This is a genomic window from Rubritepida flocculans DSM 14296, assembly GCF_000425365.1.
Taxonomy (GTDB): Bacteria; Pseudomonadota; Alphaproteobacteria; order Acetobacterales; family Acetobacteraceae; genus Roseococcus; species Roseococcus flocculans.
On record NZ_AUDH01000001.1, the window covers coordinates 475,758 to 497,887 of the forward strand.

The 22,130-nt window shown below is 71.6% G+C and carries 23 protein-coding genes and 1 pseudogene; 10 read left to right on the top strand and 14 right to left on the bottom strand.

From position 1 onward, the window contains the following. Positions 1-18: 18 nt before the first annotated feature. From H596_RS0102360 to H596_RS0102380, 6 genes are all read right to left on the bottom strand, one after another. Positions 19-414: a hypothetical protein gene (locus H596_RS0102360; RefSeq protein ID WP_027283535.1), complete on the bottom strand. Its 396-nt coding sequence runs from the start codon at positions 412-414 to the stop codon at positions 19-21. After that, positions 411-950 (bottom strand): hypothetical protein, encoded by a 540-nt coding sequence (locus H596_RS23710; protein WP_156909999.1) that lies wholly within the window; start codon positions 948-950, stop codon positions 411-413. Before H596_RS23710 ends, H596_RS0102360 begins: the two co-directional genes overlap by 4 nt. Then, positions 947-1,477 (bottom strand): hypothetical protein, encoded by a 531-nt coding sequence (locus tag H596_RS19695; RefSeq protein ID WP_051212258.1) that lies wholly within the window; start codon positions 1,475-1,477, stop codon positions 947-949. Before H596_RS19695 ends, H596_RS23710 begins: the two co-directional genes overlap by 4 nt. Before the next feature lie 239 nt (positions 1,478-1,716). Continuing rightward, on the bottom strand, positions 1,717-2,400 hold the full coding sequence (gene trmB, locus H596_RS0102370; RefSeq protein WP_027283536.1) for a tRNA (guanine(46)-N(7))-methyltransferase TrmB: 684 nt from the start codon (positions 2,398-2,400) through the stop codon (positions 1,717-1,719). 66 nt (positions 2,401-2,466) lie between these two features. Further along, positions 2,467-3,654, bottom strand: coding sequence for a methionine adenosyltransferase (gene metK / locus H596_RS0102375; RefSeq protein ID WP_027283537.1), 1,188 nt, complete (start codon positions 3,652-3,654; stop codon positions 2,467-2,469). A gap of 126 nt (positions 3,655-3,780) precedes the next feature. Beyond that, the gene (locus H596_RS0102380; protein WP_027283538.1) at positions 3,781-5,040 is read right to left on the bottom strand and encodes a D-amino acid dehydrogenase; all 1,260 of its coding nucleotides are present in this window, start codon (positions 5,038-5,040) and stop codon (positions 3,781-3,783) included. 78 nt (positions 5,041-5,118) lie between these two features. Here H596_RS0102380 and H596_RS19700 point away from each other — a divergent pair, with 78 nt between their 5' ends. From H596_RS19700 to H596_RS0102415, 7 genes are all read left to right on the top strand, one after another. Beyond that, positions 5,119-5,871, top strand: coding sequence for a class I SAM-dependent methyltransferase (locus tag H596_RS19700; protein ID WP_169579840.1), 753 nt, complete (start codon positions 5,119-5,121; stop codon positions 5,869-5,871). Positions 5,872-6,081: 210 nt separating this feature from the next. After that, positions 6,082-7,986, top strand: a complete 1,905-nt coding sequence (gene dnaK, locus H596_RS0102390; protein WP_027283539.1) for a molecular chaperone DnaK — start codon at positions 6,082-6,084, stop codon at positions 7,984-7,986. An 80-nt stretch (positions 7,987-8,066) separates the two neighbouring features. After that, the gene (dnaJ, locus tag H596_RS0102395) at positions 8,067-9,224 is read left to right on the top strand and encodes a molecular chaperone DnaJ (RefSeq protein ID WP_027283540.1); all 1,158 of its coding nucleotides are present in this window, start codon (positions 8,067-8,069) and stop codon (positions 9,222-9,224) included. Between the two features lie 115 nt (positions 9,225-9,339). Continuing rightward, a complete protein-coding gene (gene dapB, locus H596_RS0102400; RefSeq protein ID WP_037299571.1) occupies positions 9,340-10,080 on the top strand; it encodes a 4-hydroxy-tetrahydrodipicolinate reductase in 741 nt (246 codons plus the stop codon). Beyond that, the gene (locus H596_RS0102405) at positions 10,077-10,526 is read left to right on the top strand and encodes a GNAT family N-acetyltransferase (protein WP_051212260.1); all 450 of its coding nucleotides are present in this window, start codon (positions 10,077-10,079) and stop codon (positions 10,524-10,526) included. The genes dapB and H596_RS0102405 overlap by 4 nt, the downstream gene beginning before the upstream one ends. Positions 10,527-10,689: 163 nt before the next feature. Continuing rightward, entirely contained in the window at positions 10,690-12,339 is a 1,650-nt protein-coding gene (locus tag H596_RS0102410) for an AMP-binding protein (RefSeq protein ID WP_027283543.1), read from the top strand. 119 nt (positions 12,340-12,458) lie between these two features. Continuing rightward, entirely contained in the window at positions 12,459-13,175 is a 717-nt protein-coding gene (locus H596_RS0102415; protein WP_027283544.1) for a ribonuclease activity regulator RraA, read from the top strand. A 27-nt stretch (positions 13,176-13,202) separates the two neighbouring features. Here H596_RS0102415 and H596_RS0102420 read toward each other — a convergent pair whose 3' ends face one another. The 6 genes from H596_RS0102420 to H596_RS0102450 all read right to left on the bottom strand — a co-directional run bounded on the left by H596_RS0102420 (position 13,203) and on the right by H596_RS0102450 (position 17,774). After that, entirely contained in the window at positions 13,203-14,198 is a 996-nt protein-coding gene (locus H596_RS0102420) for an asparaginase (RefSeq protein ID WP_027283545.1), read from the bottom strand. Beyond that, positions 14,195-14,629, bottom strand: coding sequence for a PaaI family thioesterase (locus H596_RS0102425; RefSeq protein ID WP_027283546.1), 435 nt, complete (start codon positions 14,627-14,629; stop codon positions 14,195-14,197). Before H596_RS0102425 ends, H596_RS0102420 begins: the two co-directional genes overlap by 4 nt. Positions 14,630-14,687: 58 nt before the next feature. Then, the gene (locus H596_RS0102430; protein WP_037299574.1) at positions 14,688-15,134 is read right to left on the bottom strand and encodes a SufE family protein; all 447 of its coding nucleotides are present in this window, start codon (positions 15,132-15,134) and stop codon (positions 14,688-14,690) included. Further along, a complete protein-coding gene (locus H596_RS24500) occupies positions 15,134-15,688 on the bottom strand; it encodes a CarD family transcriptional regulator (protein WP_408735270.1) in 555 nt (184 codons plus the stop codon). Before H596_RS24500 ends, H596_RS0102430 begins: the two co-directional genes overlap by 1 nt. 951 nt (positions 15,689-16,639) lie before the next feature. Continuing rightward, complete coding sequence (locus tag H596_RS0102445; RefSeq protein WP_037299577.1) at positions 16,640-17,197, bottom strand: YeeE/YedE thiosulfate transporter family protein; 558 nt, start codon at positions 17,195-17,197, stop codon at positions 16,640-16,642. A 13-nt stretch (positions 17,198-17,210) separates the two neighbouring features. Next, positions 17,211-17,774 (bottom strand): YeeE/YedE thiosulfate transporter family protein, encoded by a 564-nt coding sequence (locus H596_RS0102450; protein ID WP_027283550.1) that lies wholly within the window; start codon positions 17,772-17,774, stop codon positions 17,211-17,213. Between the two features lie 179 nt (positions 17,775-17,953). Here H596_RS0102450 and H596_RS0102455 point away from each other — a divergent pair, with 179 nt between their 5' ends. Further along, on the top strand, positions 17,954-18,379 hold the full coding sequence (locus H596_RS0102455) for a DUF4149 domain-containing protein (RefSeq protein WP_051212262.1): 426 nt from the start codon (positions 17,954-17,956) through the stop codon (positions 18,377-18,379). Positions 18,380-18,397: 18 nt separating this feature from the next. Here the strand turns inward: H596_RS0102455 and bcsD are convergent, their stop codons facing one another. Beyond that, positions 18,398-18,892: a cellulose biosynthesis protein BcsD gene (bcsD, locus tag H596_RS19710; RefSeq protein WP_169579841.1), complete on the bottom strand. Its 495-nt coding sequence runs from the start codon at positions 18,890-18,892 to the stop codon at positions 18,398-18,400. A 227-nt stretch (positions 18,893-19,119) separates the two neighbouring features. On the opposite strand from bcsD, the gene H596_RS0102465 reads away from it, so the two are divergent. Together H596_RS0102465 and H596_RS19715 are read left to right on the top strand one after the other, a co-directional pair. Beyond that, entirely contained in the window at positions 19,120-20,538 is a 1,419-nt protein-coding gene (locus H596_RS0102465; protein ID WP_027283552.1) for an MBOAT family O-acyltransferase, read from the top strand. A gap of 10 nt (positions 20,539-20,548) precedes the next feature. Then, a complete protein-coding gene (locus H596_RS19715) occupies positions 20,549-21,679 on the top strand; it encodes an alginate O-acetyltransferase AlgX-related protein (RefSeq protein WP_084602517.1) in 1,131 nt (376 codons plus the stop codon). A 159-nt stretch (positions 21,680-21,838) separates the two neighbouring features. On the opposite strand, the pseudogene H596_RS24055 reads toward H596_RS19715, so the two are convergent. Next, positions 21,839-22,130: pseudogene (locus H596_RS24055) on the bottom strand (IS110 family transposase); the annotation flags it as partial.

The following is a 22,130-nucleotide window of genomic DNA, read 5'->3' on the forward strand; positions in this document are numbered from 1 at the left end:
TGACCCGCCTTTGCATCGTCAGAAACTGCTCGAGCGATAGCTGAAGTCCCGCACGCGCCCAGCCTCATCGAACCGGATGATGACGGTCAGGGTCCGTTGTGTGGTGGTGGCCGCGGCGTTTGCGGCTCCGACGCCGGCAATCAACAGGGTTCCATAGGCGCTGGTCGCCGCCGTCACGCGCTCTGTTGACATCCTGTCATAAACCCAGGTTTCGCGCCGCCTCTCATCCGTGGTCACGATGTTTGGAGCGCCGAGCGCTGCAGCGACTTCCGCGCCACTCATGCCTTGGCGGATCTCTCGCTGCACCGTCCCGAGAGTCAGCCGCTGATCCGGAGCCGGCTGGCCGGGCCGCTCGGCGGGCGCGACGCACCCTGTCACCAAAAGAAGACACATAATGGCGATTCGATTCATCATCTTGGAGTTTCCTGTGTTTCTGAGGCTGGGGGTGGCGCTGCTCTGCTGCCGCTGCGTGCGGGGGCTCGCTCCGCAATTGGCCTTGCTGCTTCCGGAGCCGCGTCAGCCTCCGCAATCCGGGCCAATTGGCGTTGCATCATTTCGGCCAAGGGTGTGAAGAAATTTCGCGTATAGAACTCGGGGCTGTCGATCTGGGCCTCACGGCCAACGCCCAGCAGGGAGGCGTTCGCGCGGACAACTGTCTGACCTGGAGGGCGCGGTTGGACGACAACCGCCAAGCGAAGGCTAGCCTCACGGGTTGCGGACACGGTCGCCGTCGCCGCGTCGGCGCGGGTGATGCGATATCCAAGATCATGAAGCGTGGCGATGACGCCGCGCATAACATCATCGGCGTCGCCGTCCACGACCCGCGTCTGCATGATCCGAAGCTCCGTCGCGGGCTTCCGGCTTGCAACGAACTCCATTTGCCGCTGCTGCGCACAGCCGGCCAGCGTGAGTATGCCGACCGAGATGAGAAGTGCCCGGCGGTTCATCATGTGCTCCTCGCCAACCCCGCCCGAACCGCCTCAAAGAAGCCTTGAGAGAACTCGGGTGAGGTTAGCACTTCAACGCGGGAAGTGCCCTGATTGGTCGTGATGACCCGCTCGAATGAAACGCGGATGTCAGTCGCTCGTGGACCAGCCGGCCGCGTGGTGATCGTCGCGCGGATTACCTGATCAGTGTCCCATACGGGGTTGTAGTGCACTCCCAGAAGAGCGAGGCCGATCGTCAGGGCAACCTGGGCGACCACTTGGCCCGCCTCCGTTGCGTCGCGGTCCTTGCTGCCCGCAAGCACACCGTAGCGCGGCGCGCTCTCCTCGATAGTGAAGCCCAGATCCTGCAAAACCTGGGTGACCTCCGCGAGAACTCGCTGTTCGGATGCGTCTTCGATGCGCGTCGACTGGCGGGCGCGGATGTCTGCCGCGTTGGCGCGTGGCGCACCTATCTGAAGGGCTGCTCGGTTCGCCCATTCCGGATCCTGGCACCCAGTGATGGGCAGCGCGAGGAACGCGAGCAAGGCCATATTTGGGTAAATCCGACTCATTCTGGACGCCGTTCATTCTCTACTCGGAAAGAGGCATTTTCGCCTTGCTGCAATGTAAATCTGCTTGCAGGAATACAAAAGCCGTCCCGATGGTTCTTGCGTCCAAAAGTGACGTAAAGCGCGCCGGCGTCCGGTCGTTGTCAGATGACTCTCACGGCGGCTGCTCAGAGGTAGATGGTTCGGTCCTCAGGCAGGGAAATCAGGCGGCGTGCCGCTCGTCACAGCCGCCGCCACTCCCAGTAGAGCGGGCGGCGGCCCTCGCGCAGCGCCTTCGCCTCGTAGCGCGTCGGCGGCCAGCCCTCGGGCCGCGCCTCGTGGAAGGCGTGCGGCGCGAAGAAGGGCTGCGCGGCGAAGGTCTCGCGCAGCCAGGCCTGGTAGGTCGGGTCATCGCTGGCGATGCGCCAGATGCCCCCGGGCGCCAGCACCCGCGCCACCACCGGCAGCATGGCGGGATGGACGAAGCGGCGCTTGGCGTGGCGCGCCTTGGGCCAGGGGTCGGGGAAGAGCAGGAACAACCTCTCCAGCGCCCCATCGGGCAGGGCGGCGAGCAGCGCGCGCGCGTCCTCCGGCCAGAGGCGGAGCCGGGCGGGCAGCGGCCCCGTGGCCTCGGCCCCCTCGGGCACCAGGGCCGAGAGCAGGGAGCACAGCCCGTTCTCGAACACCTCCGAGGCGATGTAGGTGACGTCCGGCCGGGCCGCGATCTGCGCCAGAACATGCTCGCCCCCGCCGAAGCCCACCTCCAGCCAGAGCGGGCGCGGCAGGCGCGCGATCTCCTCCGGCTGCAGGCGCAGCCGGGGCAGGGTTTCGGCCAGCAGCCGCTCCTGCCGCGCGCGCAGCGGGTGGCCGCGGCGGCGGCCATAGAGGCGCAGCGGCACGCCCCGGGGCAGCTTCTGCTCGCTCATCGCGCTCCGCCATGAAAAAGGGCGGCCCCGCGCGGAGGCCGCCCCGATGCCCTCACGCCCCGCGGCTCAGCGGCCGAAGGCGCGCTTCAGCTCCTCCACCAGGTCGGTCTTCTCCCAGGTGAAGGTGCCCTTCTCCGCATCCGGCGTGCGGCCGAAATGGCCGTAGCTGGAGGTGGGGACGTAGATGGGGCGGTTGAGGTGCAGGTGCTCGCGGATGCCGCGGGGCGAGAGGTTCACCAGCCCGTCGATCACCTTGGCGAGCTTCGCCTCGTCGATGTCCTTGCCCGTGCCGTGCAGGTCGAAATAGACCGAGAGCGGCTTGGAGACGCCGATGGCGTAGCTCACCTGGATGGTGCAGCGGTCCGCCAGGCCCGCGGCCACCACGTTCTTCGCCACGTAGCGCGCGGCGTAGGCGGCCGAGCGGTCCACCTTCGTGGGGTCCTTGCCGGAGAAGGCGCCGCCGCCATGCGGGGCCGCGCCGCCATAGGTGTCCACGATGATCTTGCGCCCCGTCAGCCCGCAGTCGCCGTCCGGGCCGCCGATGACGAAGGTGCCGGTGGGGTTCACGTAGAGCTCGTCATCGGGGCACATCCAGCCCTTGGGCAGGCTGCTCTCGACGATGGGCTTCACCATCGCCTTGATCTGCGCCTGGTCCATGCCCTCGACGTGCTGGGTGGAGACGACGATGGAGGTGGCGCCCACCGGCTTGCCGTCCACGTAGCGCAGCGTCACCTGGCTCTTGGCGTCGGGCAGCAGGCCCTTCACCGCCACGTCGCCGTTGCGGCGCATCTCGGAGATGCGGCGCAGGATGAGGTGCGCGTAGTAGAGCGGCGCGGGCATCAGCTCGGGCGTCTCGTTGCAGGCGTAGCCGAACATGATGCCCTGGTCGCCGGCGCCCTCGTCCTTGTTGCCCGAGGCGTCCACGCCCTGGGCGATGTGCGCGGACTGGGCGTGCAGGTGGCACTCCACATGGGCGTGCTTCCAGTGGAAGCCCTCCTGCTCGTAGCCGATGTCGTGGATGGCCATGCGCGCCTTGTGCATCAGCAGCTCGGGCGTGATGGAGGCGGGGCCGCGCACCTCCCCGGCGATGACGACGCGGTTGGTCGTCACCAGCGTCTCGCAGGCGACGCGCGCGTAGGGATCCTGCTCGAGGAAGGTGTCGAGCACGGTGTCGCTGATGCGGTCGGCCACCTTGTCGGGATGGCCCTCGGAGACGCTCTCCGAGGTGAACAGGTATTCGCCCTTGTCGCGCATGGCTTGGTTCGGCCTCTTGTCGCTGGTGGTCCGCGGGGTGCGGTCAGCCCGGCAGGCGCCGGGGAATCCGGGCGGGCTGGCCCGCGGGGCGCGGGCGAGGCTGTGTGGCAGCGTGCAAGGGGTGGGTCAAGACGCGACCCGGAACCCCTCGAGCGGGATGGGCGGCGGGCGGCCGGCGATCTCCGCCGCGATCACCGCGGCGCTGCCCATGGCCAGAGTCCAGCCCAGCGCGCCATGGCCGGTGTTGAGGTAGAGGTTGGGCGCGGCCGGGGTGCGGCCGAGCAGGGGCAGCCCCGTGGGGGTGGCGGGGCGCAGCCCGGCCCAGGGCTCGAGCGGCCCCTCCCACTCCCCCGCCGCGGGAAAGGCGGTGCGGGCGAGGCGGATGAGGGTGGAGAGGCGCCGCTCGTCCAGCCGCGCATCCGCGCCCACCAGATCGGCCATGCCCGCCACCCGCAGCCGCGCGCCGAGCCGCGCATAGACGATCTTGTACTGGCTGTCGGTCACGCTGAGGCGCGGCGCGGCCTCCTCGCGCGTCACCGGCAGGGTGATCGAGTAGCCCTTGAGCGGGGCGATGGGCAGGTCGAGCCCGAGCGGCCGCGCGAGCGCCCGCGCGCCCAGGCCGAGGCAGAGCACCACCGCCTCGGCCTCGATCACGCCGGCCTCGGTCAGCACGCCGCGCACCCGCCCCTCGGCGCGGATGATCTGGCGCACCCGCGTGCCGAGCCGGAAGGTGACGGGGTTGTTCCCGCGCGCGAGATGCGCCGCCAGCCCCTCGCAGAAGGCCCGGCAATCCCCGGCCTCCTCGGAGGGGGTGAAGACGCCGCCCGCGATGCGCGGGGCGATGCCGGCCAGGGCGGGCTCCAGCGCCACGCATTCCTCGCGCGAGAGGGCCTGCTGCACGCTGCCCCAGCGCGCCTGCAGGGCCATCTGCCGCCGCGCCGCCTCCATCGCCGCCGCATCGGGCTGCAGCACCAGCTTGCCGGAAGGGGCGTGGTCGAAGGCGAAGGGGGCGCTGGCGACGAACTCGCGCATCAGGTCGCGCGAGAGGGTGGAGAGCAGCAGCAGCCGGCGCGTCGTCGTCTCCGCCGTGGTGGGGTTGCAGGCGGCGATGAAGGCGAGCAGCCATTTCCACTGGCCCGGGTCGGCCTCGGGCCGGAAGCGCAGAGGCCCGTCGGGATCGAGCATCCAGCCCGGCACCTTGCCCAGCACCCCCGGCGCGGCGAAGGGCGCGACATAGCTGTAGGAGAGCTGCGCCCCGTTCGCCGCGCTGGCGCCGCGGGCCACGGCGGGCTCGGCGTCGAGCACGGTGACGCGGTGGCCCTCGGCGGCGAGGCGATGGGCGGTGGCGAGGCCGACGACGCCGGCGCCGAGCACGAGAAGCTGCATGGCCGCACTCTGCAAGCCGCGGCGGCCCGGTCAACCGCCCCGCTTGCCAGGCTGCGCGGCCCCGGCCATAGCGCGGGCATGGACGCGGCCCGCCTTTCCGACGACGCGCTGCGCGAGCGCATCGCGCGGATGTTCTGGTTCCACAGCATCGCGCTGCGCCCCGGGGTGGTCACGCCCGGCCTCAAATCCCGGGAGCATCTGGCGGCGGAGGAGGAGGCGATCTTCAGCGCGGTCCGGCTGCGCGGGACCAGCGTGCTCGACATCGGCGCCTGGAACGGCGCCTTCTCCCTGGCGGCGGAGCGGCGCGGCGCGGCGCGGGTGCTCGCCACCGACCACTACGTCTGGAACCACCCGCAGTTCCAGGCCCGCCCCACCATCGAGCTGGTCCGCGAGGAGACGGGGGCGCGCTTCGAGCTTCTGGACCTGGACCCCACCGCCATCACGCCCGAGATCGGCGTCTTCGACGTGGTGCTGTTCCTCGGCGTCTTCTACCACCTGTTCGACCCGATCGCGGTGATGCAGCGGGTGCGGCAGGTGACGGGCGGCGTGCTGCTGATCGAGACCTACCAGGACGCGCTGGATCAGGCGCGGCCCATGATGGTGTTCTACCCCGGCGCCACCCTGGCGGGGGACGCGACGAACTGGTGGGGGCCGAATCCGCCGCTGATGCTGCATCTGCTGCTGGAACTCGGCTTCGAGCGGATCGAATACCGCCCGCACCCGGTGCTGGGCGTCGAGCGCGGGATCTACGCCGCCTTCCTTCCCGGCGCGGTGGAGCGGCTCGGCGGGCTGTTCGATCCCCCCTGGATCGGGCTGACCCACCCGCGCTGACGCCCCGGCCCATGCGGCGGGTGCGGGCGGGGGTTGCGGCGGCCGCGCAACGCCGTGGCGAATCCCGCGCCTGCCGCCCTTGCCGCGGCGCGGGCTGCTCAATACATGGGCAGGCGGATGGGGTCGCGCATGGGGCGCGGCCCGTCATGGGGCCTCGCGCGGCGCCGGTCAGGGCCGCGTCTCGGGGCCGCCGCAAGGGAGCAGGCTCGCATGAGCAAAGTCATCGGCATCGACCTCGGCACCACCAACTCCTGCGTCGCCATCATGGAGGGCGGCGAGGCCAAGGTGCTGGAGAACAGCGAGGGCGCGCGCACCACGCCCTCCATGGTCGCCTTCGCCAAGAACGGGGAGCGCCTGGTGGGCCAGGCGGCGAAGCGCCAGGCCGTCACCAACCCCACCAACACCCTCTTCGCCGTCAAGCGCCTGATCGGCCGCCGCTACGACGACCCGATGGTGCAGAAGGAGAAGGGCCTCGCGCCCTACCACATCGTGCGCGCCGACAACGGCGACGCCTGGGTGGAGGTGGACGGCAAGAAATACGCGCCGCAGCAGATCAGCGCGATGGTGCTGACCAAGATGAAGGAGACGGCCGAGGCCTATCTCGGCGAGAAGGTGACGCAGGCCGTCATCACCGTCCCCGCCTATTTCAACGACGCCCAGCGCCAGGCGACGAAGGAGGCCGGCGCCATCGCGGGCCTCGAGGTGCTGCGCATCATCAACGAGCCGACGGCGGCCGCCCTCGCCTACGGGCTCGACAAGAAGAAGTCCGGCACCATCGCGGTCTATGACCTGGGCGGCGGCACCTTCGACGTCTCCATCCTCGAGATCGGCGACGGCGTCTTCGAGGTGAAGTCCACCAACGGCGACACCTTCCTCGGCGGCGAGGACTTCGACCAGCGCATCATCGACTACCTGGCGGAGGAGTTCCGCAAGGAGAACGGCATCGACCTGCGCGGCGACAAGCTCGCGCTGCAGCGGCTGAAGGAGGCCGGCGAGAAGGCGAAGATCGAGCTCTCCAGCAGCAAGCAGACCGAGATCAACCTGCCCTTCATCACAGCCGACGCCTCGGGGCCGAAGCACCTGGTGATGACGCTGACCCGCGCCAAGCTCGAGGCGCTGGTGGACGACCTGGTGCAGAAGACGCTCGAGCCCTGCCGCCAGGCGCTGAAGGATGCGGGCCTGAGCGCGGGCGAGGTGGACGAGGTCATCCTCGTCGGCGGCATGACGCGCATGCCGAAGATCATCGAGACGGTGAAGGCCTTCTTCGGCAAGGAGCCCGCGCGCAACGTCAACCCCGACGAGGTGGTGGCGATCGGCGCGGCAATCCAGGGCGGCGTGCTGAAGGGCGACGTGAAGGACGTGCTGCTGCTCGACGTCACCCCGCTCTCGCTCGGCATCGAGACGCTGGGCGGCGTGTTCACGCGGCTGATCGAGCGCAACACCACCATCCCCACCAAGAAGTCGCAGGTGTTCAGCACCGCCGACGACAACCAGACCGCCGTGACCATCAAGGTCTATCAGGGCGAGCGGGAGATGGCGGCCGACAACAAGCTGCTCGGCACCTTCGACCTCACGGGCATCCCGCCCGCGCCGCGCGGCGTGCCGCAGATCGAGGTGACCTTCGACATCGACGCGAACGGCATCGTCAGCGTCAGCGCGAAGGACAAGGCGACGGGCAAGGAGCAGAACATCCGCATCCAGGCCAAGTCCGGCCTATCGGAGGCGGACATCGAGCGCATGGTGCGCGAGGCCGAGCAGAACGCCGAGGCCGACCGCGCCCGCCGCGCCGCGGTGGAGGCGCGCAACAGCCTCGATGCGCTGATCCACTCGGCCGAGAAGACCCTGCGCGAGAACGGCGAGAAGGCCCCTCCCGCCGAGAAGGCGGCGGTGGAGTCCGCCATCGCCGAGGCCAAGGGCGTGCTGGACAGCGGCAAGGTGGAGGCGATCAACGCCGCCGCCGAGACGCTCTCCCAGGCCGCGATGAAGCTGGGCGAGGCGCTCTACAAGGCCGAGCAGGCCGCGCCCAGGGCCGAGGAGGGCGGCGCCCCCAAGGACAAGGTGGTGGACGCCGAGTTCGAGGAGGTGGACCCCAGCAAGAAGAAGCCGCAGGGCTGAGGTTGCGCGCGCAGCCTTCCCTCGCCGCGCCCGGATGCCGCAGGCTCCGGGCGCGGGCTCTTCCCGGACGGGGTTAGACCATGGCCAAGCGGGACTACTACGAGGTGCTCGGCGTGGGCCGCGGGGCGTCGGAGGACGACCTCAAGAAGGCCTACCGCAAGCTCGCGATGAAGTATCACCCCGACCGCAACCAGGGCGACAAGGACGCCGAGGCGCGGTTCAAGGAGGTGAACGAGGCCTACGACACGCTGAAGGATCCCGAGAAGCGGGCCGCCTATGACCGCTTCGGCCACGCCGCCTTCGAGCAGGGCGGCGCCGGCCCGGGCGGTTTCGGCAATGGCGGGCCCGGGGGCGGCCCCTTCGGCGGCAGCTTCGAGGACATCTTCGAGGAGATGTTCGGCCGCTTCGGCGGGCGGGCGGGCGGCGGGCGCGCCGCCTCCGGCCGCGGGGCGGATTTGCAGCAGGACATCCAGATTTCGCTGGAGGAGGCCTTCTCCGGCACGAAGAAGACCATCCGCGTCCCCTCCTCGGTGCAGTGCGAGGCGTGCAACGGCTCGGGCGCCGAGGGCGGGGCGGCCAGCGTGCAGACCTGCAGCGCCTGCCGCGGCACGGGCAAGATCCGCGCCCAGCAGGGCTTCTTCCTGATCGAGCGCACCTGCCCCACCTGCGGCGGCAGCGGCAAGATCATCAAGAACCCCTGCAAGATTTGCGCGGGCGCGGGCCGGGTGCAGCGCGACCGCACGCTCAGCGTCACCATCCCCGCGGGGGTGGAGGACGGCACGCGCATCCGCCTCGCCGGCGAGGGCGAGGCCGGGCTGCGCGGCGCGCCGGCCGGCGATCTCTACGTGGACGTGCACATCCGCCCGCACCCGATCTTCCAGCGCGAGGGCCCCAACATCCTGGTGCGCGTGCCTTTGCGCATGACGCAGGCCGCCCTGGGCGGTTCGGTGGAGGTGCCGGTGGTGGACGGCAGCCGCGCCGCGGTGAAAATCCCCCCCGGCACCCAGACGGGCGACAATTTCCGCCTGCGGGGCAAGGGCTTCTCCGTGCTGCGCTCCTCCGCGCGGGGGGACATGTACGTGCAGGTGGTGGTGGAGACGCCGCAGAACCTGACGCCGAAGCAGCGCGAGCTGCTGGAAGCCTTCGAGGCCGAGGCGCAGAAATCCGGCAAGTCGAGCCCGGAAAGCGAGGGCTTCTTCGCCAAGGTGAAGGAGTTCTGGGACGGGCTGGGGCGGTAGCCCCGCCCCGATCCGCGACGCTGGCCGGGCCGCATGGCCATGCCGGCCGTCGCGCCCCGCCCATGGGGGTGCCGCGCAGGCCCGCCGCGTGGTGTAGTGGCGCGGGAGGGAGAGCATGACGCTGAGCATCGGAATCGCGGGCATCGCCGGCCGCATGGGCCGGCTTCTGGTGGAGGAGGTGGAGGCGGCGGGCGCCAGCCTCGCGGGCGGGCTGCGCCGCGGCGATGATCCGCGCCCCCTCTTCGAGGCGAGCGAGGTGGTGATCGACTTCACCCACGCCCACAGCGCCGCGCGCCACGCCGCGCTCGCGGCCGAGACGGGGCGGGGCCTGGTGCTCGGCACCTCCGGCCTCTCGGCCGAGGACGAGGCGGCGGTGGCCGATGCGGCGGAGCGCGCGCCCATCGTCTATGCGGCCAACTTCGCCCCGGGGGTGAACCTCGTCATCGCGCTGGCCGAGCGCCTCGCCGCCGCCCTGCCCGCCGAACACTACGATGCGGAAATCCTCGAGATGCACCACCGCCAGAAGGTGGACGCGCCTTCCGGCACGGCCATCGCCATCGGCCGCGCCGTGGCGCGCGGGCGCGGCACCACCCTGGAGGAGGCGGGGCGCGAAAGCGGGCGCGACGGCCACACCGGCCCCCGCCGCACCGGCAGCATCGGCTTCGCCGCGCTGCGCGGCGGCCAGGTGGTGGGCGAGCACACGCTCCTCTTCGCCGCCGGCGCCGAGCACATCGCGCTGACCCATCGCAGCTTCGACCGGCGCGCCTACGCCACCGGCGCGGTGCGCGCCGCGCTCTGGCTGAAGGGCCGGCCGCCCGGGCTCTATTCGATGCGCGACGTGCTGGGCCTCGCGTGAGCGCGGTGACGGTCCTGCCCGCCGCGCCGCGGCATCGGGCGGAATGGGAGGCGCTCTACGCCGCCTATGCCGATTTCTACCGCGTGGCGCAGACGCCGCAGATGCGCGAGACGGTGTGGGGCTGGATCCATGACCCCGCGCATGAGGTGCAGGCGCTGGTGGCGGAGGACGCGGCCGGCCGCGCCATCGGCCTTGCGCATTGGCGGCGCTTCGCCCGGCCCCTGGCGGCGGGCATGGGCATCTTCCTCGACGACCTCTTCGTCGCGCCCGAGGCGCGCGGGACGGGCGCGGTGGACGCGCTGCTGGCCGAGCTGCGCCGGATCGCGCGCGCTGAGGGCGCGGGGGTGGTGCGCTGGATCACCGCCGACGACAACCACCGCGCCCGCGCCGCCTATGACCGCGTGGCCACGCGCACCTGGTGGGTGACCTACGACATGGCGCCCTGATCCGGGCGGCGCTTTCGCCGGACCCATCGGGCCCGCCGGCCTCTCGCCCGCCAGGGCGGCGGGCCTCGGGCGGGCCCGGCGGGGCGGCCCGCCCTCGCCGTTGCGGTTCCCGGCCGGGGCGCGCTTCGCTATAGGCCGGGAAACAGGAGAGGAACCGTCCCCGATGGCCGCGAGCTACGTCCACGGCGCCTCGTCCACGCCGCTGCTCGGCGAGACGATCGGCGCGAATTTCCGCAACACGGTGGCGCGCTTCCCCGACCGCACGGCGCTGGTGGTGCGCCAGCAGGGGGTGCGCTGGAGCTATGCCGCGATGCTCGCCCATGCCGAGAACGTGGCGGCGAACCTGCTCGCGCTCGGGCTCGAGCCGGGCGAGCGCGTGGGCATCTGGTCGCCCAACAACGCGGAATGGGCGCTGACGCAATACGCCACGGCGCTGGCCGGCCTCGTGCTGGTCAACATCAACCCGGCCTACCGCCTGGCCGAGTTGGAATACGCGGTGAACAAGGTGGGCTGCGCGGCCATCGTCACCGCCACGCGCTTCAAGACCAGCGACTACGTGGCGATGCTCGACATCCTGGGCGCGGAGAAGCTGCCCACGCTGCGCCACCGCTTCCAGATCGGCCCCGAGACCGCCCCCGGCTACCGCAACTTTGCCGAGCTCATGCAGCCCGCCCCCGAGGCCGCCCGCGCGCGCCTGCACGCCGTCGAGGCGCGGCTGCAGATGGACGACCCCATCAACATCCAGTTCACCTCCGGCACCACGGGCGCGCCGAAGGGTGCCACGCTCACCCACCACAACATCCTCAACAACGGCTTCTTCGTGGCCGAGGCGCAGCGCATCACGCACGAGGACAAGATCTGCATCCCCGTGCCGCTCTACCACTGCTTCGGCATGGTGATGGGCAATCTCGGCTGCACCACCCATGGCGCCACCATGGTCTATCCCGGCGAGGGGTTCGACCCGCTCGCCACGCTGCAGGCCGTGGCGGAGGAGCGCTGCACCTCGCTCTACGGCGTGCCCACCATGTTCATCGCGCAGCTCAACCACCCCGATTTCGCCCGCTTCGACCTGACCAGCCTGCGCACCGGCATCATGGCGGGCTCGCCCTGCCCCATCGAGGTGATGCGCCGCTGCATCAGCGACATGCACATGCGCGAGGTGACCATCGCCTACGGCATGACGGAGACGAGCCCCGTCAGCTTCCAGTCGAGCGTGACCGACAGCGTGGAGCGGCGCGTCTCCACCGTCGGCCGCGTGCAGCCGCACATCGAGGTGAAGATCGTGGACGCGGAGGGCCGCGTGGTGCCGCGCGGCGCGCCGGGCGAGCTCTGCACGCGCGGCTACTCGGTGATGCTGGGCTACTGGAACGACGAGGCGCGCACGAAGGAGGCGATAGACCCCGCCGGCTGGATGCACACCGGAGACCTCGCCGTGATCGACGAGGAGGGGTTCTGCAACATCGTCGGCCGCATCAAGGATCTCGTGATCCGCGGCGGCGAGAACGTCTATCCGCGCGAGGTGGAGGAGTTCCTCTACCGCCACCCCAAGATCGCCGACGTGCAGGTGATCGGCGTGCCCGATCCGCGCTACGGCGAGGAGATCTGCGCCTGGATCCGCCTCAAGCCGGGCGAGAGCGCGACCGCGGAGGAGATCCAGCTCTTCTGCAAGGACCAGATCGCGCACTACAAGGTGCCGCGCATCATCCGCTTCGTGGAGGAGTTCCCGATGACGGTGACCGGCAAGGTGCAGAAATACCTGATGCGCGAGCGCATGATCGAGGAGATGGGCCTCGAGGTGCAGAAGACGGCCTGATATGGCCGCACCTGTCGGACGCGCCACGCGGCCACGGCCCGCCGCAGGCGGCCGCTGGCCCGAGATTGACGCCGTACCGGAGCGGCCCGAAAAGCGCGGCCGCGAAAGGAACACCCGCCATGCCGCTCTCCGCCCAGATCAAGTCCCAGCTCGAGACCATCACCACCGCGACGCTGACGACGGTGCTGCTCAAGAAGGGGCTGCGCACCGTCTGGATGAAGGGGGCGGCGCCCTTCTCGCCCGCGGCGCAGGGCAAGCGCCTGGTGGGCGAGGCCTTCACGCTGCGCTTCGTGCCGGCGCGCGAGGACCTGGCCACGCCCGCCTCCTGGTCCAACCCCATCAGCACCCGCGCCGCCATCGAGGCGATGCCCGAAGGCGTGATCGCGGTGGCGGACGCGATGGGCCGCACCGATGCCGGCATCTTCGGCGACATCCTCTGCGCGCGCCTGGTCAAGCGCGGCGTCACCGCGCTGGTGACGGACGGCGCGGTGCGCGACGTGACGGGCGTGAACGGCACCGGCCTGCCCGTGTGGTGCGCCGGCGGCGCGGCCCCGCCCTCGGTGGCGAGCCTCACCTTCGTCGGCTGGCAGGAGCCCATCGGCTGCGGCGGCGTGGCCGTCTTCCCCGGCGACGTGGTGGTGTGCGACGGCGATGGCTGCGTGCTGATCCCGAAGGACATGGTTGAGGCCGTGACCGCCGAGGCGCTGGAGCAGGAGCGCCTCGAGGGCTGGATCATGAAGCAGGTGGAGGCCGGCATGGCCCTGCCCGGCCTGTATCCGGCCAATGCCGAGAACAAGGCCCGCTACGAGGCGGACAAGGCGGCCGGGCGCGCCTGATGCGGGCGGCGTGCGCTGCCGCCCGCATCAGCAGCGCGTGAAGAATTCCTGCAGCGCCGCGGCCTCGCGCGTCACGGTCAGGCCCAGCATCAGCAGCACCCGGGCCTTCTGCGGCGTCAGGTTGTCGGCGTGCAGGAAGCCCGCGGCCCGCATGCGGCTGGTGTGGAAGACGCGGCCCGAGCCCGCCCGGCTGCTCGCCACGACCGGCACGCCGCGCGCGACGGTCCGGGCCAGCGCCTCATGCAGTTCGGGCGTGACGAAGCCCGGCGCGAAACCCGCGCTGACCAGCCCCTCCGCCCCGGCGGCGAGGAAGGCGTCCACCGCCGCCCCGTCCGCCCCGGCATAGCAGGCCAGGATGTCCACCCGCGGCAGGCGCGACAGCCCCGCCGCGTCGAAGGGCGTCTGCCGCCCCACCGCGCGCAGCGGGCGGCGATACCAGGCGATGGCGTCCGCATCGGCATGGCCGAGGCAGCCCATATCCGGCGAGCGGAAGGTCTGCAGCCGGGAGGTGCTGGTCTTGGTCACCTCGCGCGCGGCGTGGATCTCGTCGTTCATCACCACCAGCGCGCCGAGGCCGCGCGCGCCCGGATCCCCGGCCACGCGGCAGGCGTTGGCGAGGTTCATGCCCGCATCGCTGGAAAGGCCCGAGGAGGGGCGCTGCGCCCCCACCACCACGATGGGCGTCTCGTGCTTCCAGGTCAGCGAGAGGAAATAGGCCGTCTCCTCCAGCGAGGCGGTGCCGTGGCCGATCACGATGCCATCCGGCGCCTGCGCCGCCGCCACCTCCTCGCACAGCCGCAGAAGCGCGAGCCAATGCGCGGGGCCGATGGCGGTGGAGGGCACGGCGGCGAAGGGCACGGGCGTCACCTCCGCCACCTCCTGCACCTGGGGCCAAAAGGCCAGCAGCGCCTCGGCCTGCATCATGCGCCCGTGGCGGACATAGTCGGTGATGTCGAAGGGCCCCTCGCCGAGCGAGGCGATGGTGCCGCCGGTGCCGATGAAGGCGATGCGCGGGCGGCTCATCCCTGCGCCCTCCGCTCGATGATGGAGGTGGTGAGGCGCGCGACGCAGGAGAGTTCGCCGTCGCCGCGGCGCATCTCGATGTTCCAGACATGCACGCTGCGCCCGATGCGCACGGGGGTGCAGAGGGCGCGCACCGTGTCGCCCTTGGGCACCGGGCGCAGGTGGTTCGCGTTCACCTCCAGCCCCACCGCGCCATAGCCCGGCGCGCAGGCCATCAGCGAGGCGACGCTGCCCAGAGTCTCGGCCAGCACCACCGAGACGCCGCCATGCAGGATGCCGAAGGGCTGCACATGGCGCTCGTCCACCGGCATCTCGGCGCACAGGAAATCCGGGCCGATCTCGGTGAGGCGGATGCCGAGCAGCCCGTTCACCGTGCCGGCGCTGCGGGCGTGGAACTCCTCGATGCTGCCGGGCTGGCGCCAGATGGACATGGGGCGGGGCTCTCCCTTCGCGCGATGCGCGACGAGGATAGGCGCTTCCCGCGCCGCGTCACCCCGGCAGGCGCTCGGCCGCCGCGCGGGCCGCGGCCTGGATGCGCGCCACCACCGCCGCGGCCCCGTTCCGGCGCGACAGGGAGAGCTGCTCGCCGAGCCCCAGCCGCTCCAGGAAGCCCGGGCCGGTGGCGAGCACCTCCTCCGGGGTGCGCCCGTCGAACACGCGCAGCAGCAGGGCCAGGATGCCCTGCACGAAGGCCGCGTCGCTGGCCGCGCGCAGGCGCAGCCGCCCGCCCTCCTCCCGCGCCACCAGCCAGACGCGGGACTGGCAGCCGGAGACGCGGTGGGCCTCCACCTTCTCCTCGGGCGCCAGGGGCGCGAGCTCGCGCCCCAGCTCCATGAGGTAGCGGTAGCGGTCCTCCCACTCGTCGAAGAGGGCGAAGCCCTCCTCCAGCTCCGCGATCACCTCCGCGATGGAGGGGCGGGCCTCGGTCTCGCCCATCAGCTCGACTTGGCGAAGGCGACCAGGCGCTCGGCCGCCTCGGCCTTGTCGATCTTCTCGATGGCCGCGTACTCGGCGGCGAGGCGATCGAGCGCCTGCTCGTAGATCTGCCGCTCGGAGAAGGACTGGTCGGGCTGGCCGGCATTGCGCTGCAGGTCGCGCACCACCTCGGCGATCTGGATGGGGTCGCCGGAGTTGATCTTCGCCTCGTATTCCTGGGCGCGGCGGGACCACATGGTGCGCTTGATGCGCGCGCGGCCCTTCAGCGTCTCGATGGCGGCGTCGAACTCCTTGGGCGTGAACAGCTTGCGCAGCCCGGCGGTGGGGATCTTCGCCACCGGCACGCGCAGCGTCATGCGGTTCTCCTCGAAGGTGACGACGACCATCTGCAGGTTCATCCCCGCGGCCTCCACCGTCTCGATGCCCTGGACGGTGCCCACGCCATGGGTGGGATAGACCACGTGATCGCCCGCCTTCAGCTCCACCTTTGCGGCGGGGGGGCGGGGTGCGGCGGCCTGGGCCTCGGCGAAGCCCGGGCGGCCGGGGCTGCGCACGGCGAAGGAGGGAGGCGTGTTCGGGCGTCCGACAGGTGGGCGTGGCGACATGGGGTTCCCGGCTGGGCGCGACGGGATGTCCGTCGGCGCGGCGATGACGATGGCGGGGCGGGGCGCGGCGGGCGGGGGCGCCGTGGGAGCGGGGGTCGGCGCTGCCGGCCGCGCCGATGCGGCGGGGCGTGCGGCCTCGGGCGCGGGCTTCGGCGCGGGCGCGGGCTTGGGTGGCGCGGCGGCAGCGGGGGCGGCCGCAGCCGCCGGAGCCTGCGCGGCGGCCGGCCTGGCCGGCGCCGGAGTGTCCGGCGCAGGCTTGGGCGCGGCGGGCTTGGCGGCGGCGGCTTTCGGCGTGGAGGGCGTCGGGGCCGCAGGCTTGGCCGCCGGGGCCTTGGCCGCCGGGGCCTTGCCCGCCGGGGCCTTCGCCGCCGGGGCCTGGGCCTTCGGGGTAGCCGGCTTCGCTGCGGGGGCCTTGGCCGCCGGGGCCTTGGGCTGTGCGGCGGCGGTCTTGCTCTTGGGCACGGGGCTGGGGGCCACCTTCTTCTGCGGGGCTGCGGCCTTGGCCTTCGCCTTGGAGGCCGGCGCCGCCTTCGCGGCCGGCTTGCGCGGCGCGGGCCTGGGCGCTGCCTTCACGGGCTTCGCCGCCGCCTTCGCGGACTTCGCGGCAGGCTTCCGCGCGGTCGGCTTTGCTGTGCCGCCCCCCTTCGCCGAGGCGGAGGGGGCGGTGCGACGCGATGTGGTGGCCATGGGGCGCTCTGCTCCTGCATTGCCAAGCGGGATCGGGGCGGCGCGCCGTGCCGGAAGCCGCCGACCCGGAAGCTGCCGACAAGGAGCTGCGAGCGGGCGAGCGGGCCAGTGGGCGCGCCACACGCCTCTGGCGAAGCGCTTAGCACAAAAAAATGCCTTCGTCACGCCGGGCGGGCAGGGCCCCGCCCGCCCGGCGCGATCATGCCGGGGCGCTCAGGCCCGCACCCGGGCCTGCCAGCGCTCCAGCGCGGCGAAGAGGCCGACCGCCACCACCGCCAGCGCGGCATAGAGCGCCCAGAGCGGCAGGCCCGTCACATCGGCCAGGGTCACGCGGCCAAGGTTGGACCACGCCAGCACCGTGCCGCGCAGCCAGTCGAAGGCGAAGGCGTAGGCGATGGCCCCCGCGATCATGCCCAGCATCCCCACCAGCGCATGGGTGCGCCCGGTGGCCGCGGCGGCGAGCCCAGTGCCCGGGCAGTAGCCGTAGATCGCCATGCCCACCCCGAACAGCAGCCCGCCGAGGCCGGCGCCGCCCAGATTCGCGTCGCGGAGGTGCCAGCGGGCAAACCCCAGCTCGACCAGCGCATAGACGCCCACGCCGCCGACGAGGATGGCCGTGAGCATGATCTTGAGCACCGTGAAGTCCCGCAGCCGGAGCTGGTTGACGATCACGTTGTAGTCCAGCACCCGGCCGCGCTCGAGCAGCCAGCCGAAGGCGAAGCCGAAGACGGGCGCGAGCCAGAGCGCCACTTCCTTGGAAACGGGGAACATGTGCGGTCCTCCCTCAGCGCGTGCGGAACATGAGCCAGGCGGTCGCCACGCCCGAGACGAACATCGCGGCGAAGAACACCCAGCCCACCACGGCGAGCTGCAGCCCCTGCGAGATGCCGTTGCCCGAGGTGCAGCCATTGGCCAGCCGCGAGGCGAACATGATCAGCGCCCCGCCCAGGAAGGCCCAGGCGAAACGCTTGCCGATGGAGGGCCCGAAACGCTCGGACCAGACCGCAGGCACATGCTCGACGCGGAAGGCGCCGCGCGCCAGCGCCGACACCATGCCGCCCAGCGCGGTGCCGACCAGGAACAGCGTGCCGTAGTCGAGCCGGAAGGGGTTGCGCGCCCAATAGGCGTTGGCCTGCACGGCCTCGGGCCCGATGAAGAGCGCGGCCACCCCGCCCGCCACCTGCGCGCCGGCCGTGGTGATGCCGATGGGCGCGGCGACGATGACGAAGACGAGCCAGGAGAGCACGCCGATGCCCGCGCCGATCAGGTAGGGATTCCAGCGGCTGGGGGCGGCCTCGCTGCGCGGGGCGGCGGCGACCTCCAGGGGGGAGAGGGCGATTCCGCTCATGAGACACCTCATGCTTGATTGCGGAGGCTATTATATTAGCGATCACCTATGAAAGCAAGGTTTTCCTGGCCCCGCGCCCCCAGCCCTGCGCCGGGCAGCTTTCCAACGACCGCATGGCCGCCGGCCGAGCCCGCCCCGCCTTGGCAAAACCCCGCCCCGCCCCCAAGCAGGGAAGCGAGATGGACACGCTGCTCGCCGGGATCGCCCTCTTCGCCCTCGCCCTGCTGCTCGGCGGCATGGTGTTCTTCGCCGCGGTGGTGGCGCCACGCGCCTTCCGGGCGCTGCCCCCCGAGATGGCGGGGCGCTTCGTGCGCCACCTCTTCCCCGCCTACTACCTCTACCTGCTCGGCTGTTCCGCCGCCGCGGCGGTTGCGCTCTTTCCGCTGGCCAAGCCCGCGGCGGGGATCATGGCGGCGGTGGCGGGGCTGGGCCTCTGGCTGCGCCAGGTGCTGATGCCCCGGATCAACGCGGCCTCGGACGCCGCCAAGGCCGGGCGTGCGGAGGCGGAGCCGGTGTTCCACCGGCTGCACCGCCTCTCGGTCATCGCCAATCTCTTGCAGATGGCGGCTGCCGGCGCGGTGCTGGCGCTCTTCGCCGCCGGGTAGAGGGCGGCGCCGCGGCCCTCAGGCCGCCAGCGCGTAGCGCAGCTCCACCAGCGCGTTCTCGCGCCGGGCGCAGCGCACAGGCACGCCCGCGCCGGCCCCGGGCTGCGCGTCCAGCCAGGCCTGGTGCAGCCCTTCGAGCAGCGTGCCCACCCAGGCGCCCTCCGGGTCGCCCGCCACGGAGACGAGCGGCGCCGCCGCGTGGCGGATCAGCAGGGCAGGTGCGGCCTCGTCGAAGGCGATCTCCACATAGCCCCATTCCGCCGCCGCCAGCGCCTCGTTCATGCGCGCCTCCAGCTCGGCCAGCGTCTCGCAGGGCGGCAGCGGCATCTCGCGCGCCATGCCCTCGCCGAGGGCGCGCAGCAGCAGGGCCCGGGATTCCTCGGGCAGATGCTCGCGCACCACCCCCATCAGCGCGCGCAGGAAGGGCCGCCATTGCGGCGAGACGGCCCGCCGCGCGAGGTAGGAGGAGAGCGCCCCTTGATCGGCCATCTGCAGCGTCACCTTCACGTCCATCGCCATCCCGTTCCGTCGCGCGCGCCTTCCCCGCCCTCTCCCTGTCGGGAAACCGGCGCGGGCGCAAGCCGGCCCCACACGTGATCCACCGGAGATTGCGCGGTCACGCGCCGCTTTGCTAGCACAGAATCGGGACGCGACCGCAAGGATTCCGTGACGCCGATGCCCCACCGCCGCCATCGGCCCCGCGCCGCCCATGCCGCCGCGCCCGCCCGGGGGGCGCGCGGATGATCTTCGCCTCCTTCGAGTTCCTGTTCCTTTTCCTGCCGGTCTTCTTCGCCGCCTATTTCCTGACGCCGGCGCGCTTTCGCAACTGGACCATCCTGCTCCTCTCCTGGGGCTTCTACGCCTGGTGGCGGGTGGATTTCCTGGCCCTGCTGGTGGGAGTCACGGCCTGGAGCTGGACCATCGCGCGCGTCATGGAGCAGGCCGAGGCGCCCGCGCGGAACCGGCTTCTGCTGGCCGGGCTGGTCGGCAACCTCGGCGTGCTGGGCTACTTCAAGTACGCGAACTTCGGCGTGCGGACCTTCAACGAGGTGGTGACCGCCTGGGGCGGGACGCCGATGGCCTGGAGCGAGATCATCCTGCCCGTCGGCCTCAGCTTCTACGTGCTGCAATCCGTCTCCTACGTGATCGACGTGTGGCGGCGCGAGGTGCCCGCCAGCCGGGACTTCGTGGCCTATGGCGCCTACAAGGCCATGTTCAGCCAGCTCATCGCCGGCCCCATCGTGCGCTATTCCGAGATCGAGCACGACCTGAAATACCGGCAGCACAGCCTGGAGAAGTTCGGCCTGGGCGCGCGACGCTTCATGATCGGCTTCGCCATGAAGGTGCTGATCGCCGACACGGTGGCCCCGGTGGCGGACGCCGCCTTCGCGCTGGAGAACCCCTCCACCGCCGATGCCTGGACGGGCGCGCTCGCCTACACGCTGCAGCTCTTCTTCGACTTCGCGGGCTATTCGGCCATGGCCATCGGGCTGGCCACCATGTGCGCCTTCCGCTTCCCGGAGAACTTCGCCAACCCCTACCTCGCCGGCAACATCCAGGAGTTCTGGCAGCGCTGGCACATGACGCTGAGCCGCTTCCTGCGCGACTACCTCTACATCTCGCTGGGCGGCAACCGCAAAGGGCCGGTGCGGACCTACGTGAACCTGCTGCTGACCATGGTGATCGGCGGCTTCTGGCACGGCGCGAACTGGACCTTCATCCTCTGGGGCTTCTGGCATGGCGGGCTGCTGGCTCTGCACCGCTTCTGGCGCAACGCGATGGGGATGCGGGCCATGCCCTGGCTGCTCGGGCACGGGCTGCTGATCCTCGTCGTGATCCTCGGCTGGGTGGCTTTCCGCGCCGACAGCATCGGGGCGGCCTTCGCCATGTATCTCGCCATGTTCGGGGCCAACTGGGGCGGCGTCTCCGACGCGCTGGCCTGGCAGGTGACGCCCGACCAGTGGTGGTTCATGGCCTTCGCCATCGCCCTCGTCTATCTGCCGCTGCTGGGCGAGCGGCTGCCGCTGCTGCGCGGGCCCGAGGCGGTGACGGGGCTCTGGCGCCCGCTCTGGGCCTTCTGGCCGGTGGCGGCCTTCCTGCTCGGCATCGTGCTGCTCTACAGCCGCGCGGCCGTTCCCTTCCTCTATTTCCAGTTCTGAGGAGGCCGCGATGCCCGAGCCCGTCGCCGAGAAGCAGGCCTGGCTGCGCACCCCGGCGCGGATTCTGGCCGTGCTGACCATCCTCATCATGGGTTTCGGCGTCTGGCAGGGGGTGCGCGCCCTCTCGACCGAGGCGGCGCAGCAGCGCCTCGCCCCCACGCTGAACTGGGAGGCCTTCCTGGCCGGGCGCTTCGCCGCCGCCATCAACCATGTCATGGCGCACAACCTGCCCCTGGATGCCGAGCTGCGCGCCGCGGGCGGCGTGTTCCGCTGGGCGCTGTTCCGCTCGGGCGGCCCGCAGGTGCGGGTGGGCTGCGAGGGCTGGCTCTTCCTGACCGAGGAGCTGCGCCCCTTCCCGGGCGCCGAGGCCGCCATCGCCGAGCGCGCCGCCGCGCTGGGCCGCGTGCAGCGCATGCTGGCCGAGCGCGGCATCGCCCTCGTCGTCGCCCTGGTGCCGGACAAGGCGCGCATCTACCCCGACAAGCTCTGCGGCGCGCCCTGGTCGGCGCAGTCGCAAGGGCGGCTCGCGGCCATCCTGGCCGCCTTCCGCGCCGAGGGGGTGGAGGCGCTGGACCTCGCGCCCGTGCTCGCCGCAGCCGCCGCGCGCGGCCCCGCGCATTGGCGCACCGACACGCACTGGAACCAGGAGGGCGCCGCCGCCGCCGCCGCCGCCATCGCCGCCCGCGCCGCGGGCCTGGCCTATGACCGGCGCGAGGGAATCCGCACCAGCTTCGCCGCCGAGGAGAGCGAGGCCCCGGCCGATCTGCTGCGCCTGATGGGCCTCGACATCGTGCCCGACGGGCTGCGCCCGCGCCGCGACCGCCAGCGCCTGGCCATCACCACCCTGCCCGAGAGCGGCGGCGGGCTGCTGGACGACGAGGCGCTGCCGCAGGTGGCGCTGCTCGGCTCCTCCTATTCCGCCAACGCGAATTTCCACGGGGCGCTGCAGCAGGCGCTGGCCGCGCCGGTGACCGCCATTGCGCAGCAGGGCGGCGGCTTCCACGGCGCGGCCGAGGCCTTCTTCGGCGGGGCCACCTGGCGCGAGAGCCCGCCGCGCCTCATCGTCTGGGAGTTCCCGGAGCGCGTGGTGCACCAGCCCATCACCCCGGCCGAGCGCGCCTTCCTCGACCGCTGGCGGTGATGCGGGCGGCGTCATGCCAGCGGCCGCGCCGCCCTTTCCCCGGTCAAAACCGGCGGCTGCCCGTAGAAGAGCCAATCCCCGGCGCTTGCCCGGTTTTGACGTTGGCGTGATCCTTCGCGAGCAACCTCGAAAGAAAGGCGCTGCGCATGGACCGGGAGACTAGACAGAAACTCCCTCGGCTTGTGGTTCGAGGGAGCACTTGAAGCCGAGCTTTATGATTTGGGCGGCGAGGTGACGTGCCTGCTGTTCTGGCGAGCGTTGGTGGAAGTGATTTGGTCCGAGATCGTGCCAGAAGGTTCCGTTTTGGAGCATGTGCCAGACGGCGGTGAGGATGGAGGCGGCGACGGCGCAGATGGCTTTTTTCGGTCCGCGGCGCTGTCGCAGATGGTGGAACTGGGCGCGGAGATAGCTGTCCTTCTTGCGGGTGGCGGCCCAGGCGCACTGGACGAGG